Origin of the sequence: Afipia birgiae 34632, from assembly GCF_000308295.2 — a bacterium.
GTDB classification, from domain to species: Bacteria; Pseudomonadota; Alphaproteobacteria; order Rhizobiales; family Xanthobacteraceae; genus Afipia; species Afipia birgiae.
Map to the genome: position 1 here is coordinate 677,420 of NZ_HG326652.1, position 17,213 is coordinate 694,632.

Here is a 17,213-nt window from a genome sequence, read left to right on the forward strand (position 1 = left end):
GGAAAGAATACGGCGGGCTTGAGCTTGATCAGGCGAAGCGGATGAAGGAACTGGAGCGGGAGAACATCCGCCTCAAGCGTCTCGTTGCCGATCTGTCGCTTGAGAAGCAGGTGCTCAAGGACGTAGCATCGGGAAACTTGTAGGCCCCGAGCGGCGCCGGCAGGCGGTTGAAGGCATTCGGGAGAAGTATGGCCTCTCGGAACGCCACGCCTGCCGGATTGTCGGCCAGCCCCGCGGGACACAACGATACGCCACCATCGTCCGGGTTGATGAGGATGCACTGACAAGAGCGATTATCTCTCTCGCATCCCAATACGGACGATACGGTTATCGCCGGATCACATCGCTGCTTGCCGACGCCGGCTGGCAGGTGGGCTGTGATCGGGTCCAGCGGATCTGGCGCCGTGAGGGGCTGAAAGTACCCAGGAAACAGCGACCGCGCGGCCGGCTGTGGCTCAACGACGGATCCTGCATCCGTTTGAGGCCGCAGCATCGCAATCATGTGTGGAGCTACGACTTCGTCGAAGCGCAGACCCATGATGGGCGCAAGCTCCGGCTGATGACGTTGATCGACGAGTTCAGCCGCGAATGCTTGGCAATCAAGGTGGCCCGTCGCATCAACAGCTTCGGGTTATCGAGACGATGGCTGACGTGATGCTCACCAGAGGCGTGCCGGAGCACATTCGGTCCGACAACGGTGCGGAGATGACGGCCAAGATCGTGCGCAGCTGGTTCGCAAAGCTCGGAGCAAAGACGCTCTACATCGAACCAGGCAGTCCCTGGGAGAACGGATACTGCGAGTCCTTCAATGGCAAGCTGCGCGACGAGTGTCTCAACGGAGAAATCTTCTACAGCCTGAAGGAGGCCACCGTCGTCATCGAGCAATGGCGCAAGCACTTCAACACGATCCGACCTCACTCATCGCTGAACTACCGACCGCCTGCACCGCAAACATCAACACTGGCAATCCTTAATCTGGATCGGAGCCCGGAGATGCAATAGTCTCTATCCCGCTGGTCCAAAATATCCGTCAGGTCACTCGGGCGAACGTAGCTTCTGAGAGCCCAGCTCCAATCGGCAAGGTCGCCGGCGCAAGCGATGGTCGTGTACTGAATCTCATCTCGACGCCTTCAGACGCAAAACAATGCCTCATGCTCGTCGATTTAGAGTTTTAATAGTTCTAAACAATTGTTTTTTTGGATATGCTGTTGACCTCAAGCGCCAGCCCATGGTCTCAACCGCCTCCTATTGGGGGCCGTAATGACACTTACATGGAATGGAATGAAATCAATCCGCTGTGCCAAAACGAGTATTGGCGGATTGCTCGGGAGCATCACTGCGGTTGCGCTGCTATCATCGACCTCGATATGCCTCGGACAGGCTGCCGGTGTTGCGTTGTCTGAGATCGACGTGCGAGGGAATTGGCTCGGCCTGTCCACCGAAGGTGATGTCCGCACTTATCCTGGCGCCCGAACCCTGGTGACAGCCGAAGAGATCAAGCAGTCGGGTGCGAAATCCGTCGAGGATGTTCTCCGTCGCGTGCCGGGCATCCAGATTTTCGACGAAACAGGCATCGGCATCCTGCCGAATATCGGGGTGCGCGGTCTTAATCCCCTGCGCAGCGAGCGGACGATGGTCCTCGTCGACGGCGTGCCGATTGCTCCCGGGCCCTACACTGGCACGGGGCTGTCCCTGTTCCCGGTCACACTCGAATCCATCGACCGGATCGATGTGGTGCGTGGCGGTGCCGCCGTCCATTTCGGCCCAAACAATATCGGCGGCGTGATCAACATCATCACCAAGCAGGTGCCGAACCGGACGACGGCAACGTTGAGCGAGAAGCTTTCGTTTGCGACGCGGAGTGGGAAACCGCTGACCGATACGTACATGAGCGTCGGCGGCCCCATCAACGACCAGGCCGGGCTGCAGCTTCAAGCCAATTTCATCGGCGGCTCGACTGATCGCCAGCATTCGAACAACGGCGTCATCAATGTGCTGGCCGACGGCTATGTGAATTTGTCGAACAACTCTCGCATACGAACTCAGCTACAGTACTACAGGCTCGATTCCGAATTGCCGGGTGCGCTGACGCCGCTAACGTATCAGCGCGATCCGACATTGTCGCAACGGCCGTATGATGGAGTCAAAGGTGACGCCGTTCGCGGTGCAGTTACCTATACCCAGGATTTCGGCGAGAACGCGCGCTTCATCTGGACCAATTTCGGCCACGCTCTCAATCGTGAATTCACCTTCGCCCAGCCGTTCGATCCGGCCGTGAAAACCACGTCGGTTTCGAACAGCCCGCGTTCCTTTCGTGTCGTGGGCAGCGAGCCGCAGTTCATCGTTGGCCATGAGACTCTCGGTATCTCTCAGAAGCTGACGGTTGGCGCTCGCTATGTCCGCGAAGACGTCGATTTCAGCGTCAACAACACCTCGCTGGCGACGCAAGTAACCATCCCGCAACGAGATTGGCGTTTTGGCACGAATGGCTATGCGGCCTACGTCAGCAACACGTTCAACTTCTTCGATGAGAGGCTCAGCATCACGCCTGGGACGCGCTTTGAACTGGTGGAAACCAATTTCCAGGACAGCATCACCCAGTTCGCATCGGGCAACACCAGCAAGGAATGGCTGCCGGGGCTTGCGGTCGGCTATAAACTGACCGACGCAGTGTTCCTGTTCGCCAACACCAATCGCTCCCTGCGTCCGCCACAAGTTGCTCAAGTGACCCGAGGCGGCGCGGTCGGGGCGGAAATTGCCCGCGTCTACGAGGCGGGAACGCGCATTACGCCGATGAACGGTCTTGAGTTCACGGCAACAGCCTTTCGCTTCAACTATGAGGATCAGATCGAATTCGATCGCGCCAAACAACTCTACGTCAATCTCGGCCAAACCAAACACGAAGGTCTCGAATTTGCTGGTCGCTGGAGTCCGCAGTTTCTGCCTGGCCTCGGATTCGGGGCCAGCTACACGAACGTTCATGCGACTCAGTTGACGGGTCTTTATAAGGGACGCCGCGTGCCGTTCTCGTCCGAACATCTTGTCAACCTGACCGCTGATTATCGCACTGGTCCCTGGATGCTCGCGACTGGCGTTTCCCGTCAGAGTGAAGCATTTTCCGACGCGGCGAACAGCCCGGTCGAGAGTAAGGATGGGGCGACAGGGCCGATACCTGCCTACTGGCTCTGGAATGCGAAAGTGTCGTATCAGATCGTTTCGACGCCGCAGCAGACCACCGAACTGAGTCTCGCTCTCAATAATATCCTGGACGCCAACTATTATTTCAGGGGCGTGGATACGAGTCCGATCGGGCGCGTGCCAGGCCCGGGGCGATCGGTCACCGTCGGCCTCCGGGCAACTTTCTGAACCTCGCGCTGCGGTGAGTTTCGAGAACCTAACTGGTATGGCTGTCTTTGCACGCAATGGATCTTCGCGCCGGAGCGGTACAGGGATGGCTTGAGATGTCCGTTCGGGCGCATCAGACAGACGTCAACACAATACCGAGCGCCATCACCCGTCACGCGGCAGCGTGGCGGCGACGCACCCGGTTCGTATTGTTGAGGCTGCATCGGTGGCTCGGTCTGGGAATCGGTATCCTTCTGGTGCTGATTGGGCTGACCGGCAGTTTCAATGTCTTCTATCGGGAAATCGACGCAGCTTTGAATCCCGTGCTCTACAGCCCAGCCGGCCCTGAGCGGGACGCGAGCATTGACGACGTGCTCAGTGCCGCGGCCGAGGCTGATTCAGCGCGCATCGCAGCAATTCTTGCTCCTGACCGGGTTTGGCCGGTCTGGGTTGTGATGCACATTCACCGGGGCGAGGAGGGCAGCTATCCGGCGCGGTGGACCACCATGGTGGATCCGTCGAATGGGCGGGTACTCGGTCGGCGCGACTACACCAACTCATTCGCCTTTACGATCTATCGTCTGCATTACACGCTTTTGCTCTACCCATGGTGGGGACGAGAACTGGTTGGGGTGATCGGGATAGGGCTTCTGTGCTCAGCGCTGTCGGGCCTATACCTCTGGTGGCCGCGAAACGGCCGATTCTGGCGCTCCGTTTCGTTGCGCAAGGGTGCCTCGCCGCGGCGACGCTTGATTGATCTTCACAATGCGGCGGGTTTCTGGGCGATGCCCGCGCTTATCGTCCTCGCCGTCACTGGCATCGGCACCGTCTTTCCCAATGTCGTGCGGCCGCTGGTTGGACTCGTCTCGACGGCCACACCGTACCCCGCACCGACTGTCACGGCGCCAGTTGGAGCACAACCTTTACCGGCCAGCCGCATTGTGGCAATTGCACGAGCGGCGCAGCCTGAGCGGGTCATCGCTGTCTTAAATCCCCCGGACGGGCTGCGTAATACTTGGCGTGTCCTGTTCCGTCCGCCACATGCGGATCCCGCGTTGCGCTCGCGCGGAGGGATCTGGCTTGATCCCTGGACGGGTACTTTGGTGCACGACCGCACGCCAGATTCGATGGCGATGGGCGATCGCTATATAACCGAACAGCTCTGGCTGCATAACGGAGCAACCTTCGGACTGTTCGGTCGTCTGATTATCTTCGCATCCGGACTTGTACCGCTTGCTTTGTTCGCGACCGGCTGGGCTGTATGGTCGGATAGGCGAAGCTGGTTTCGCCAGCGACCGATCAAGCACCTTTGGACTTGATGCCTTTGCGAAATCCTTGATGACGCCAGCCGTCGAGACACTACGGAAGCTAGTCGCAGACCCGCATTCGCGGGCGACGCCAACGCCCCTGCCAGTCGTCCCAGTAAGCTTCACCATAGGACCAGTAGCAACGCCGGACGTAGACTGGATCTGGCTCAACATAGACCGGAGCCGCGCCTTCGCGGGCCGTGCGGTGCTCGCGACGAATTCTTGCTTGCTGCCACCGCTCAAAACCTGAGAAAATTGGCCAAGCTGATCCCGGCACGGGCTTCACCTCTGGCCACATAGGAGAGCCGGACCTCCACATCCGTTGGCTCGTCAGCTCAACTTCCGTTCGCAGTCCGACTTCTTCAACACAATCGGCGCGAAGCGGACATGGTAGTGGCACTGGGAAGACCAGCTATCCTCTAGCGAGCTTCTGCGACATGGGCGGGTTGCGACAGCGAAGACGCCGCTGAAGCGTCGGCGCAATTCTGACAGGGGGATTTCAGGGGCTTTATCTTTGGGCTTGTCCTTTAAAGAATACATTCCTGCTGACTGTATCTGAATTACAATAGCAGGAACTGATTCGATCAGTTTAGATAGCGGATTGGTCTGCCGCGAGTGGTCGGCGCACAAGGGTACATCGGAATGAAAGCAGAGTTTCTGGCGGGCGCGTCGGTTGCGGCGCTGACGGTCGCCACGCCGGCGTTTGCAGCTCCGGTCTATCAGGCATCGCCAGTCGTTCAGATCTACAACTGGACCGGCTTTTATGCCGGCGCCAATGTCGGCGCGAGCTGGGGACATGCCCCTAGCAATTTCAACGATCCCGGCCTGGCCGCTGGTTTTGGCTTTGGCCCCGGAGGTGCCCTGCCGTCATCGTTTCCGGTGCCCCTGAAGCCGAATGGTTTCGTGGGCGGCGGTCAATTCGGCCATAATTGGCAGGTCGGAAACCGATGGGTCCTTGGTTTAGAGGCTGACTTGCAGGGGACTACCGAGCGGGACAGGTCCGCTTTCGGGACCACCTACGTTTGTGATTTCGAAGGGGCCACGTGCAACCTCGGGCAGTCGCGTGACGCGAAAATTCACTGGTTCGGTACGGTTCGCGGGCGGGTTGGCTGGCTGGTGGTGCCAACAGCATGGCTGTACGGAACGGGCGGATTGGCATATGGCAAAGTCAGTTCGTTCGGCACCGTCGTCGATGACATCAACAACACCGGTGCGTCGTTCCGCTATGGCGGCTCGCAAGTCAAGATTGGCTACGCCGTGGGTGCCGGACTGGAGGGGGCTTTCCTCGACTCCCGGAACTGGACCTGGAAGATGGAGTATCTCTTCGTTGACCTCGGCTCCCTGAGCGGTTCGGGGAGAGAGCCGATCAGCGGCAGCTTCTATAGTTGGGATACACGATTTACCGATCATGTCCTGCGTTTCGGCGTCAACTACAGGTTCAGGCAACCCTAGAGCGGGATGACTCTTTTTCGAATCGTCATCCCGCTCCATCTTTTTGTTTGCGCATGATCTTTTTTGGAAAACCTGTATCCACTTTTCCGGATCATGCTCGAGCGATTTGCGCGCGCAGCCGTACGGCGGCGCGGCTCAGGCGACCGAGCTCGAAAAGAAGAGGCGCTTTGGATTGCCCAACCAGTCAATTTGCTTGACCGGCCGGATCTCGACGTTGAACGCCGGATCTGTGGCCTTGATGACGTAGCTTCGCAACTTTGCTTCTTCATCTGCGGTGATACTGTCCAGTCCGCCGACCTCGACTGTGATTGTTTCTACCGCGTCTTGCCTGACACGGAATTCCTTGAAATCAACGATGTCCAGAAGCGTGCGGGTCGAGAGGTAAAACGGCAGCAGCTTGCCGCCGGGGTGGCGAAGAAAATGCTTTCCTCGCCCGAAGATGCGGGAAATCGTCGGTCCATCATGACCACAGGCGCATTGCGACTCCAACCGGCCGAAGTCGCCGACGTCATACCGAATGATTGGCGTCGCATACGAATGCAGATGGGTGACCAGCAGGCGCCCCAGCGCCTCGCCGTTGAAGGAGACCGTCGTCTCGTCGTCTTGCTCCACGATGACGTTGGTGTGGGCGACGTGAAAATATCCCTGATACCGTGAGCACTCGAAGGCGATTGGCCCGACTTCGCCCGCCGAATAATTCGATAGCGACCGCACTCCGATGCCCGCAAGCGAATCGACGATTTTTGGATCGCGAAAGTCGTTGAGGTGAAGCCAGAGCTTGAAGCCGAGCTTCTTGATGAGTTCAGTGCCGCCATGTTCGAGCAGGATGTCGATAAACCTGTTTGCGCAGACGAGAATTCCGAACGGAGCCTTCAGCAATTCGTCGATCAGCGCCTGATCGTCGTATTGGTGGATGATCTTCTTCGCTGTGCCGGTCCGGAAGACCTTGCTCAGGGGACCTGCCCAGGAATCGGACGACTCCACCGCAAGGGATTTCTGCTCCAGCTTGGCAAGACTGATTGCTGGAATGATCTGCACCCGGTCTTCCCCGAGCGGCAGGTCGTTGATGAAGTATTGAGCGAGGCCGCGGATCACGTTGTAGTAGCCATTCTCCGGGCAGACATAGACCTTCACAGGTGCGCCGGTCGATCCGGTGGACGCGTAGCTGGAAACCGGCGCGTTGCTTTCCTTTGCCATCAGCGAGCCTTCGAGGGCCGTCTGCGTGGCGATGTCCTGGCGGCTCTGTACGGGCACATATTTCATGGCCTCGTGATTGATCATCCGTGACGGCAGTCGCTTGCGCCAGAACGCCGAACGCGACTGTGCGTGTCGGAGCAGAAATGTCAGCCGCCGGTTTTGCCAGTTCTCCCGCGCCTCGCGCTCGCCGTTCTCGATGAGATTGATCGCCGTAATGTTGGCGAGGTCGCTATGGGCCGCCTGATCCAAGAACGCGAAGGGACTGTCGCTGTAGGCGTTTGCGTTCAGCGGTCTCGTTGTAAGGTCGAAAAACATTGCGGGGCCTTGCCGGCGAGATGTCGGGCCGTCGTTGGAAAGCCAGATGAGCGTGGCTACACCAGCGCGCTGGTGCAATAGATAGAGGTGCTCGAAACAACCTACCCGTCTTCGGCTCTGTTGACGAAATGGTTCATCAGGTATTTCTCGAGATCCGGCTTTGATCGGGCCCAATGCCAGGCACCATTAGAGCCGATCGCGATATCGGTGGGCTCGAAGTCGAAATCCACCAATCCCTGGTAGCGGCCTGCGTAGTTGCGGTTTTCAAGCTTGCCGTGCCAGAGATGATAGAGGCGGCCGGGAACGTGGCTGATCCTGCCGTTAACCGCCTTATGAAAAGGGCGGGCCCATCTGAGATAATGCTCTTGCCGCGCCGGGGTTAGCTGGAACGCCTCGGTGATCCTGTCGAACTCTCCGTACATCGCACTGACCAGCGCACGCGTCCCGCCGCCGACCACCATCGCGTCGTACAGTCCATGACCCTGCAGAATTTCCCTCCGTGCGGCCCAGGCCAGTCCCCACGCGAATGAACGCCGGTTACGTCCCGGCGTCGGCAGGACTTCCGCTTTTGTCTCGGTGACCATGCTTACGATCCCCTGCCCGGATGAAGGGGTATGGCGGTATTCGAAGTTCGTGTGGTGATCTTCCGGGTTGAGGTCGACCTGATGCGAAAGGAGCTGGACGACGTTGAATTCGGAAAGTTGCTTCCCTGCCTCGTGCATCCAGTCGCGCCTTTCGAAAATCACATCGCAATCAACCCATGCGATGTGATTTTCGGCGGGCGGTACCGATTTCAGGGCGAGGTTGAGAAGCCTTTCTTTCTGCCAGAGCGCGGCACCGCCGGAGATTTGCACCAGAATATCCGCATCGCCTTCCTCGAGTTCAAACCGACCATCAAAGGAAAGTTCGACGGCGACGAGAGGAACACCGAGGTTGGCGCGGAAAATTCTGTAGTTTGGCAGGCGTCCCCTGAACCGTGCAGGATTGAAGTAAGAGGTTATGGCCCACACTACACAGAACTCCTTTGCCGCATTCGTCGTCCACCGCTCTTTACCACCGGCCAGGCAGGGAGAATATTGCATTCGCCGGGGCCGATCTTGAGTGGCCGACTCGGCTTTGTCCAGCCTGATGCGGCGGCTGGTTTGGCTTGCAAGCGCTTCTCCGCCTCGATTTGCGCGAGATGGTCAGCTCCTTTCGGCGAACAGTGCGAACTGAGGAGGATCGTCCCGCGCCGGTTCGATGACGAACTACGATTTCTGAATTCTGGCGCACAGCCGAAGTGGGAGGACGTGGACCAGAGCGGCCCCCGGGACTTCCGGTTTTGGCACTTCCCCGACATGCCGCGTTGGCAATTGCAAGTCCGCCTACGAAGCAAGAGCGGTCATGCGCCTCGCAGAAGGCTTCCTCCGGCGCGAAGCAGACTTGGCATCCACTCAGATTGTCGGCCGGTTAGCACCCCTATGCGGTTGTTGCACAATCAACCGTCGTTCTCCATTGAAATTATAATGTTATTTCAATGACATATGAGTTCGCAGTTTTATTCTGAATGGCGCGCCAAATCCCACTCCCAGCTACACGGCGGTCTGAATTACAACGGCAAATACGGGAACGGGCTGGTCGAACCCCTTCAACGTCCGCGCGTCGAGTTCAACGAGTGGCATTCTCGATCCGACCGCGGAAGCTGCGACACGGTCGATGAGGATTTCGGAATCCTGCGCGCTTGAACACAAGCGGGATGCAAGGTTCACCACGTTGCCAATCGCGCTGTAGTGGAGGCGGCCCTCGGAGCCAATCCGCCCAACCGTAGCTGGTCCCATTGCAAGTCCAACGCCGAAGCCAAGCCGGTGATCCAGCGCACGCCAACCGGCCAGAAGTTTCTGCACGCTCACTTGCATGTCGATCGCTGTGTTGACAGCCCGCAATGCGGGGTCCGAACAGGCAACGGGCGCGTTGACCAGCACCATCGCTCCGTCGCCGGAGAAGTTTATCAGCGTTCCTTCGTGGGCGCCGACGACCCGTTCGAGAACGTCGTAGTATTCGCGCAGCACGCTTAGGATAGTTTCGGGCTCCACGCGAGCCGAGAAGGCGGTGAAGCCGCGCATATCACAGAATATCGCGACCACTTCGACGCGCCGCCCATCGAGAACGCTATCGTCACCCGTACGGTCAATCAGTTCGGCGACTTGCGGTGCAAGAAAACGCTTGAGCCGGCTTATGCGTTCGGAGCGTTCCTGAGAAACCGCCAATTCGCTTGCCATCTCGTTGAATCGGGTCGCAAGCCGCTCGAATTCGTCACTCGTTGTAAGGTTGATGCGGTGGTCGAATTGCCCTGCGCCTATTCGGGGGACTCCTTCTTCGAGCAGGCGTATTGGTCCAATCATGCGCTGCGTCAGCCAATAGGCGAGGATGGCCGCGAGGGCTGCGCCGGCAATGAGCAACGCCGCGGTGCGCCAAAGCGCAGCGTAGATCGGCCCGAATGCCTCGGCGACAGGTTGTTTGACGATGACACTCCAGTCGACGCCAGGGATCTGCGCCATCGCCGCCAACACTGTTTTCCCCGCGATGTCCTGACCGGCAGCCGCTTGGCCAGGTTGAGCGAGAATGGCTGCCCGCAAGTTTTGAAGTGGTCGCTGCGCGTTTTCATCGGCGCGCAGCACGAGGCTGATGTCCGGATGCGCGACGAGGCGGCCCGGCTTATCAAGCACGAAGGCCTCGCCGGTACGTCCTACGCGAATCCCCGAGATGACCTGCCAAATGAACTTGAGATTGACCTCGGCGATGGCCACCCCGTCCGCCGATCGGTTGCCCGCGATTGCGAGGGTCATGAATGGTTCTGAGCCGCCGTGGAACGTGACCGGGCCAAACCAGATTCGATCTGAACGGGCCCCCATTACAGCCGGTTTCGCCGACTGGTCCTCTCCGCCTTCGATCCTGTTCAGGCCGATGCGCGAAACGAACAGGCGTTCCTTGCCGGCGGGATCAACCAGGCTCAGGCTTTCGATGGCCGGGACCTGGCGCAGCAGGCGTAAGGCGTCGAGCCTGCGTCTGTCGCCTGCATCATCCGGCCACGGCAATTGCACAGTCCAGCCAAGCTGATCGCGGATACTTTCGATGAAGTCCTGGATATTTACGGCTGCAAATCGGGCTTCTGCGTTCAGAAGGTCGTTTAGTCTGGCGCGCTGATCGTGATAACCGAACCACGCTTCGCTTCCACCCGCGATCAGAAGCGGTATCACGGCCGCTGCAAAAAGGGCGCGAAAGTACTTCTTGAAAAGTGATGTACGTGGAGCGACGAGTGGATCGGACATCGTCCTATCTCGCGCGACGGCCGGGTGGCCAGGTCATTCGATTACCTCGTCGGCACTACCCAGAAGCGACGGCGGGAAGGTTATGCCGAGGGCGTTAGCGGCTTTCAGATTGATGAACAGCTCGACCTTGGTGACTCGTTGTACCGGCAAATCGGAGGGCTTCTCGCCCTTGAGGATACGGCCAGCATACATCCCGGTGTGGCGGTGCGACTGACTGAAATCTCCACCGTAGCTCATCAGGCCGCCAGCGAGAGGGAAGTCGCGGGATTGGGTCATTGCAGGGACGGCATGCCGGACCGAGAGCGCGGCAAGCAGCTGGCTGCGATAAGCGAAATAGGGATCTGAGCTGAAGACAAGTCCACCCGCTCGCATTTCATTCACAGCAGTGAACATGCTGCCAAACTCTTCCTCCATGCTGGTCTTCAGGACGATCAACTCCAATCCGAGACTGCTCGCCGCGGTACGGAGGTTCTTCAATTGTGTTTCCGAGGTTGGGCTTGTCGGATTGATGGCAACGGCAAACATCTTGGCACCCGGGCGCACCTCACGCATGAATTCAAGGCGCTTGCGCGATACCTCCACGCTCAAGCTTGACACGCCAGTGAGATTGCCTCCTGGCCGGGACAGGCTGTCCACCACGCCGAGCGCAATGGGGTCGCCACCCATCTCGAAGACAACCGGGATGGTCGCAGTCGCTGATTTTGCCGCGAGCGCGACCTCAGCTCCGCCGGCTGCTACAATCACGGTCACCTGACGGCTGGCTAAATCCTTTGCGAGTGCGGGCAGCCGGCTGTACCGACCTTCCGCCCATCGAAACTCGATCGTCACATTGCGACCCTCGGCGTAACCGGTTTCCGCCAAGCCGCTTCGGAAGGCGGTGAGGCGACTGCCATAACGTTCTGGGGTTTCGGAGCCAAGGTACCCGATGACCGGCATAGTCAGCGCACGGGCCGGGACCGTCCATGCGGCCGCACTACCAACGAGTGCGATGAAATCGCGCCGCCTCATTCGAATAGCGGTTTCGGCAGGGGCTCGAGGCATGAAACGCATGGTTCTCTTTCCAACCAACGTCGCCCATCCACTCACCGCAGCATAGCCGCGCGGGCTCGGTTACGGAACCGGATATCCTGCCGTGCGCCTGCGCACTGGTGACGCGTGAGGTTAGGGGAACGAACCGGCTTAGACCCCTTTTCGGTCAACTCTGCGGGGCAGGCGAAATGCAGACCTTGATTCAAGGCCGGTAAAAGCGATGTGCGTGCGCTGCAAGATGCAGCGCATCTTCGTTGCAATGCGCAACACGGTTTCGTTGACGCTTCTTCTTTTGCGTCTAACATTCAACAAGGCCCGTGAGAGGCCGTGGGAGGAATGCATGACACGTCTTGCTAGCCCGTTTGCTCGCCGACAACTTTCAATAAATGCCGTAACCCAGCGCTCATCGCTGGGTTTTTTGATGATCGCGTCCGCTGTTGCGGCGCTCGCCAGCTTCTCCGCAGCTTTTGCACAATCGCCGGCAAAGGGATCGCCCGAACACATCAAGGCGGTCACATCCGCGGTCGACCAAAACTCCATCAAGGCCAATACCGCGACGTCGAACGACTGGCCGACGGTTGGCCTCGATTACGGAGAAACCCGCTTCAGCAAGCTGAACCAGCTCAACACCGATAATGTCAAAAATCTGGGTCTGGTCTGGTCGTACAATCTGGAATCGTCTCGCGGCGTCGAAGCGACGCCCATCGTTGTCGATGGCATTATGTATGTTACTGCTTCGTGGAGCGTTGTGCATGCCATTGACGTCCGCACGGGCAAGCAGATCTGGACCTTCGATCCCGAGGTGCCGCGCAGCATCGGCTACAAGGGCTGCTGCGACGTCGTGAATCGTGGCGTTGCGCTTCACAAGGGCAAGATCTTCGTCGGCGCCTATGACGGGCGGCTGATTGCCCTCGATGCCGTGACCGGCAAGAAGGTCTGGGAGAAAGACACTCTCATCGACAAGGAGCACTCCTACACGATCACCGGCGCGCCGCGCGTCGTGAACGGGAAGGTGGTGATTGGTAACGGCGGCGCGGAGTATGGCGCGCGCGGCTACGTCACGGCCTATGACGCCGAAACCGGCAACCAGGCCTGGCGATGGTTCGTTGTTCCAGGTGATCCGTCGAAGCCTTACGAAGATGAATCGATGGAGAAGGCCGCGAAAACGTGGGATCCGGCGGGCAAGTACTGGGTCAACGGTGGCGGCGGAACCGCATGGGATACCATCACCTTCGATCCCGAACTGAACCTCGTTTATATCGGGACTGGCAACGGTTCGCCGTGGAATCGTCATCACCGCAGCCCTGCGGGCGGCGACAACCTGTATCTTGCCTCGATCGTCGCACTGAATGCGGATACCGGAAAATACGTTTGGCATTATCAGGAAACGCCGGGTGATCACTGGGACTATACCTCGACCCAGCCGATGATCCTGGCGGACATCAATATCGACGGTGCACCGAGGAAGGTCATTCTTCACGCACCGAAGAACGGCTTCTTCTTCGTCATCGATCGTACTAACGGCAAGTTCATCTCGGCCAAGAATTTCGTCGATGTGAACTGGGCCACGGGGTATGACGCAAACGGGCGGCCAATCGAGGTTGCAGCGGCGCGCGATCCGGAAAAGGGAATGGACAGTATCCCCGGTCCGTACGGCGCCCATAATTGGCATCCGATGTCGTTCAATCCGATGACCGGTCTGGTCTATCTGCCGGCCCAAGGCGTGCCGCTGAATCTGACTCCGCAAAAGGACTGGAAGCACAACGCCAACAAACCGGGCGACTTCGGCGGCAATACCGGCTGGAATACCGGCTTCGTGCTGAACGCGACGCCGCCAAAGAACCTGCCGTTCGGCCGGCTCATTGCGTGGGATCCGGTCAAGCAGAAGGAAGCGTGGAAGCAGGAATACATTGCTCCGTGGAACGGCGGCACACTGACCACCGCCGGCAACCTCGTGTTCCAAGGAACAGCCGACGGCCGCTTCATCGCCTACAACGCAACGACAGGTGAAAAGCTTTGGGAAAGCCCGACAGGCACCGGCATCGTAGCGGCTGCCTCAACCTACATGCTCGACGGCAAGCAATATGTGTCCATCGCAGTCGGGTGGGGCGGCGTATTCGGAATTGCGGTACGTGCGACCGAGAACAACAACCCCGGCAGGGTTTATACCTTCGCCGTCGGCGGCAAAGCTCCATTGCCGGAAATGACAAAGTATCAGATGGAGAGCCTTGTCGCGGGCGTGAAATACGATCCGGCGGATGTCGGGCCGGGGACGGCGCTCTACGTCAGCAGTTGCGTCACATGCCATGGCGTGCCGGGTGTCGATAAGGGCGGTAACGTTAGAAACCTCGGATATGTCGGTCCCGAGACGATCGCGAACCTGAAGAATTTTGTCTTCAAGGGTCCCCATGTCGACAAGGGCATGCCGGATTTCACTGGCAAGCTGAGTGAAGACGATGTCGTCAAGATCATCGCTTTTATTCAGGGAACCGCGGACGCAGTTCGTCCGAAGTGAGTCGACCGCCTTGTCTGGCGCGTGGCGCGAGTCGTTTCGGCCTTCACTGCGCTTACCGAGGCTGCGCTTGTTTCACCGTCATTCCGGGTCTGCGCCAGGACGCAGCCCGGAATGACGAGGTCGCAGGCATCGGGGTGACGACCCAGACTGTGCAAGTGGGTTGCGCGGTGACCCGGTCTAACCTATTGAAACCGTCATGCGCTCTTAGCTCGGCTGGATAGAGCATCGGATTTCGATTCCGGGGGGCGGGAGTTCGAATCTCCAGCGATCCTTATGAAACCGATGTCAAAGAGCCTTTCCCCGGAACGAAACAGGCCACCCAATCCAGCGCTCGCAAAGGCGGTGCTGGCATTGCAGATGCAGCAACTTGAAGACGCAGAGCAGCTCGCGTCGCAAGTCCTGAAATCCGATCGCGGTAACACGCTTGCCGCAGAAATCCTGGGGCGCGCTCTTCTGGCGCAAAATCGCCTCGACGAGGCCATCCTGCACCTGGCCAAATTCGCGCGCAGGACCGACGAGCCATCGATCGAAACTTTGCTTGCGGGCATGCTCGCCGCTGTCGGCCGCCGAGACGAAGCGCTGGATCATTTACGACGCGCCGTCGCCCGACGACCGCCCTACCTTCCGGCATTTGTCGAACTCGCACTCCAGTTGCGCAAGACCGGACAATTTGACGAGGCGATGACCGTTACCGAAAGCGGGCTGACGTTCGAGCCACAATCGGCCGATCTGCAACTTGCCTTGGGATATGTTCTGGTGGAACGCAACGAGCGTATCCGGGCGCAGGAGGTGTTTGCCAAAGTCCACGCGGCGGAGCCGACACACCACGACGCTTTGATGACTCTTGCGGCGGCGATGATCTGGGATGGCGACTACGCACGGGCCGCAGACCTCTACCGCCGCGCGCTAGCTATCAAGCCCCTGGATGATACGCGGATCCGGCTCGGGAAATGCTTGCTTGAACTCCGGCAGCGGGAGGAAGCGGAAGCGCTCTTTCGCACAGCCGCCCACGGGCTGAGCAAATTCGCCGCGCCTTCAGTCATCGCGATGGTATCTGCATCGCATGGGCGAATCTTCCTGCAGCCGAGTGCGGCGCTGGACTTTTTGCGCGCCCGAAACAATTGAACGTTACGGGTGGAGGGGATTTGACATTCGCTACCCGGCTGACCACGCATCGGTAATGCGAATGTTAGAATCGGACCACTAGACCCGAAACTGACGCCGGTAAACGCCGGTCTCGCGAGACATCAAGCCCAGGAGATCGTGCGTACGCTGCGTGTCCTCTTCCGTGAAAACCGCGGTTCGCAAACTCCATTTTTCCCGCTTCACCGGAAAGCATTGAGCGACCGGCGTTCCTTTCGGCAGTACGCCGCTGAAATTCGTGTCGCGCCATCGCGTCGGAAAGTGAATCCAGCCATCGCGATAGTTGTCGCAATCGACCCATCCCGTTAGCGTCGTAAACGGCAAATCGAACCTGTTGACGGGATGCGTGAACAGCAGGGAATAACCTTCCGGTGCTTCGATGGTCCAGAGATTGTGAAACTTGATCACGAAGCGGTCGGATTCGAAGAGCGGCGTGCCCGTAAGTTGAGTACTGTCGTGCAGCCCCAGCGGAGAGCGCGGGAAATTGACAGTACCGCATGGCGGCAAATCATTATCCCAGGTAAATTCGCCATTCTCGAACTTTACATCGCAGATCAGCGGGATCAGAAAACCCGACGTCATCGCATCCACGAAGGGCGGGCAACGCTTCACGGTATCGTTCTGGCCCCCCATAATCTCGCTGGACACCTCTTGTGGCATGGTTTTCAACCAGTCCGGCAAGCCCTGCGCCGCAGGGATCGGCGGCGGCAACAGACCTTCGAGTTCTTTCGGGCAGCGAAACGTCAGCAATTGCGAGGTGTCAGGCGGGGGCATAACAGCAACAGTCTCAAAACCATAAGGTAGAATGTAATCCAGCTTGATGCTATCATCTACATTGCTCGCTCGCTACTCTTATGCCGACGAAATGCAGACCAGTAATGACGCGTCGCTTGAATCTGCACTGCGTTCGAACGGAATTCGAACGGCGGGCCATCCTCGCACCACTCATCACCCTTAACGAAATTCCAACACAACAAAGCCAAAGTTGAGCTTCATCTGTTCCGTCCCGTTGACGCCAGGTCATTTCCGGCATGCGATTTTGGGTTCCAGCTACGATTTTGATCGCGTTGAGCGGTCCCGCGCATGCGGACCTGCGCATCACGCGCGACCACGGCGGCTACGTTGAAGAGTACAAGGAAAAGTACTCGCGCATTCGTGCGCGGGGCGAGCGCGTCATCATCGACGGCATTTGCAATTCGGCCTGCACAATGGTGTTCGGCATCGTTCCGATCAGCAAGATCTGCGTGACGCCGCGCGCCAGCCTTGGATTTCATCTGGCTTACTATGACAAGGCCTGGACCTTTGGCATCAAGGTCAACAGCAGCGAGGGGACATCGGATTTGATGTCGTACTACCCGCCGTCTGTGAAGTCATGGATCAGCCGCAACGGCGGCCTCACCAACGAGATGAAGAAGATCAAGAATGGAAGCGATCTGTGGAAGATCGTTGATCCGTGCCCGGAAGAGTTCTTCTGATCTTCTGTCGCATCGCGCGTCACTTCGACTTCAGATTCAGTTTTCAAACAGCCCGTTCATTCACGCACGCGCATTCGCTCTCGCGCATCGCGCGAGGTGAGCTTTGGTCTTACCCCCTCAAAGGGTG

11 protein-coding genes, 1 tRNA gene and 1 pseudogene are annotated in these 17,213 nt (G+C 58.7%); 8 read left to right on the plus strand and 5 right to left on the minus strand.

The annotated features are described in order from the left end of the window. From BN32_RS03245 to BN32_RS03260, 4 genes and pseudogenes are all read left to right on the plus strand, one after another. Window positions 1-1,002, plus strand: a pseudogene (locus BN32_RS03245) (IS3 family transposase); the annotation flags it as partial. A 279-nt stretch (window positions 1,003-1,281) separates the two neighbouring features. After that, window positions 1,282-3,366 carry a TonB-dependent receptor family protein gene (locus BN32_RS03250; RefSeq protein ID WP_019196669.1) on the plus strand — a complete coding sequence of 695 codons (2,085 nt, stop codon included), beginning with the start codon at window positions 1,282-1,284 and terminating at the stop codon, window positions 3,364-3,366. Window positions 3,367-3,461: 95 nt separating this feature from the next. Continuing rightward, window positions 3,462-4,664, plus strand: a complete 1,203-nt coding sequence (locus tag BN32_RS03255) for a PepSY-associated TM helix domain-containing protein (RefSeq protein ID WP_152343903.1) — start codon at window positions 3,462-3,464, stop codon at window positions 4,662-4,664. 630 nt (window positions 4,665-5,294) lie between these two features. Further along, on the plus strand, window positions 5,295-6,104 hold the full coding sequence (locus BN32_RS03260; protein ID WP_051488432.1) for an outer membrane protein: 810 nt from the start codon (window positions 5,295-5,297) through the stop codon (window positions 6,102-6,104). Window positions 6,105-6,239: 135 nt separating this feature from the next. On the opposite strand, the gene BN32_RS03265 is transcribed toward BN32_RS03260, so the two are convergent. The 4 genes from BN32_RS03265 to BN32_RS03280 form a co-directional block, all read right to left on the minus strand. Then, complete coding sequence (locus BN32_RS03265; RefSeq protein ID WP_019196672.1) at window positions 6,240-7,616, minus strand: phenylacetate--CoA ligase family protein; 1,377 nt, start codon at window positions 7,614-7,616, stop codon at window positions 6,240-6,242. A gap of 101 nt (window positions 7,617-7,717) precedes the next feature. Next, the gene (locus BN32_RS03270; RefSeq protein ID WP_152343904.1) at window positions 7,718-8,698 is read right to left on the minus strand and encodes a hypothetical protein; all 981 of its coding nucleotides are present in this window, start codon (window positions 8,696-8,698) and stop codon (window positions 7,718-7,720) included. A 489-nt stretch (window positions 8,699-9,187) separates the two neighbouring features. After that, a complete protein-coding gene (locus BN32_RS03275; protein WP_019196674.1) occupies window positions 9,188-10,924 on the minus strand; it encodes a cache domain-containing protein in 1,737 nt (578 codons plus the stop codon). 33 nt (window positions 10,925-10,957) lie between these two features. Continuing rightward, complete coding sequence (locus BN32_RS03280) at window positions 10,958-11,932, minus strand: ABC transporter substrate-binding protein (protein WP_019196675.1); 975 nt, start codon at window positions 11,930-11,932, stop codon at window positions 10,958-10,960. A 361-nt stretch (window positions 11,933-12,293) separates the two neighbouring features. On the opposite strand from BN32_RS03280, the gene BN32_RS03285 reads away from it, so the two are divergent. From BN32_RS03285 to BN32_RS03290, 3 genes are all read left to right on the plus strand, one after another. Further along, window positions 12,294-14,468 carry a PQQ-dependent dehydrogenase, methanol/ethanol family gene (locus tag BN32_RS03285; protein ID WP_040425911.1) on the plus strand — a complete coding sequence of 725 codons (2,175 nt, stop codon included), beginning with the start codon at window positions 12,294-12,296 and terminating at the stop codon, window positions 14,466-14,468. A 204-nt stretch (window positions 14,469-14,672) separates the two neighbouring features. Then, window positions 14,673-14,737, plus strand: a tRNA-Arg gene (locus tag BN32_RS26680). A 13-nt stretch (window positions 14,738-14,750) separates the two neighbouring features. Beyond that, complete coding sequence (locus BN32_RS03290; protein ID WP_283805238.1) at window positions 14,751-15,593, plus strand: tetratricopeptide repeat protein; 843 nt, start codon at window positions 14,751-14,753, stop codon at window positions 15,591-15,593. A 78-nt stretch (window positions 15,594-15,671) separates the two neighbouring features. Here BN32_RS03290 and BN32_RS03295 read toward each other — a convergent pair whose 3' ends face one another. Further along, window positions 15,672-16,385 (minus strand): hypothetical protein, encoded by a 714-nt coding sequence (locus BN32_RS03295; RefSeq protein ID WP_019196678.1) that lies wholly within the window; start codon window positions 16,383-16,385, stop codon window positions 15,672-15,674. 257 nt (window positions 16,386-16,642) lie between these two features. Between BN32_RS03295 and BN32_RS03300 the strand changes: the two genes are divergently transcribed. After that, window positions 16,643-17,086: a hypothetical protein gene (locus BN32_RS03300; protein WP_040425401.1), complete on the plus strand. Its 444-nt coding sequence runs from the start codon at window positions 16,643-16,645 to the stop codon at window positions 17,084-17,086. Window positions 17,087-17,213: the final 127 nt, after the last annotated feature.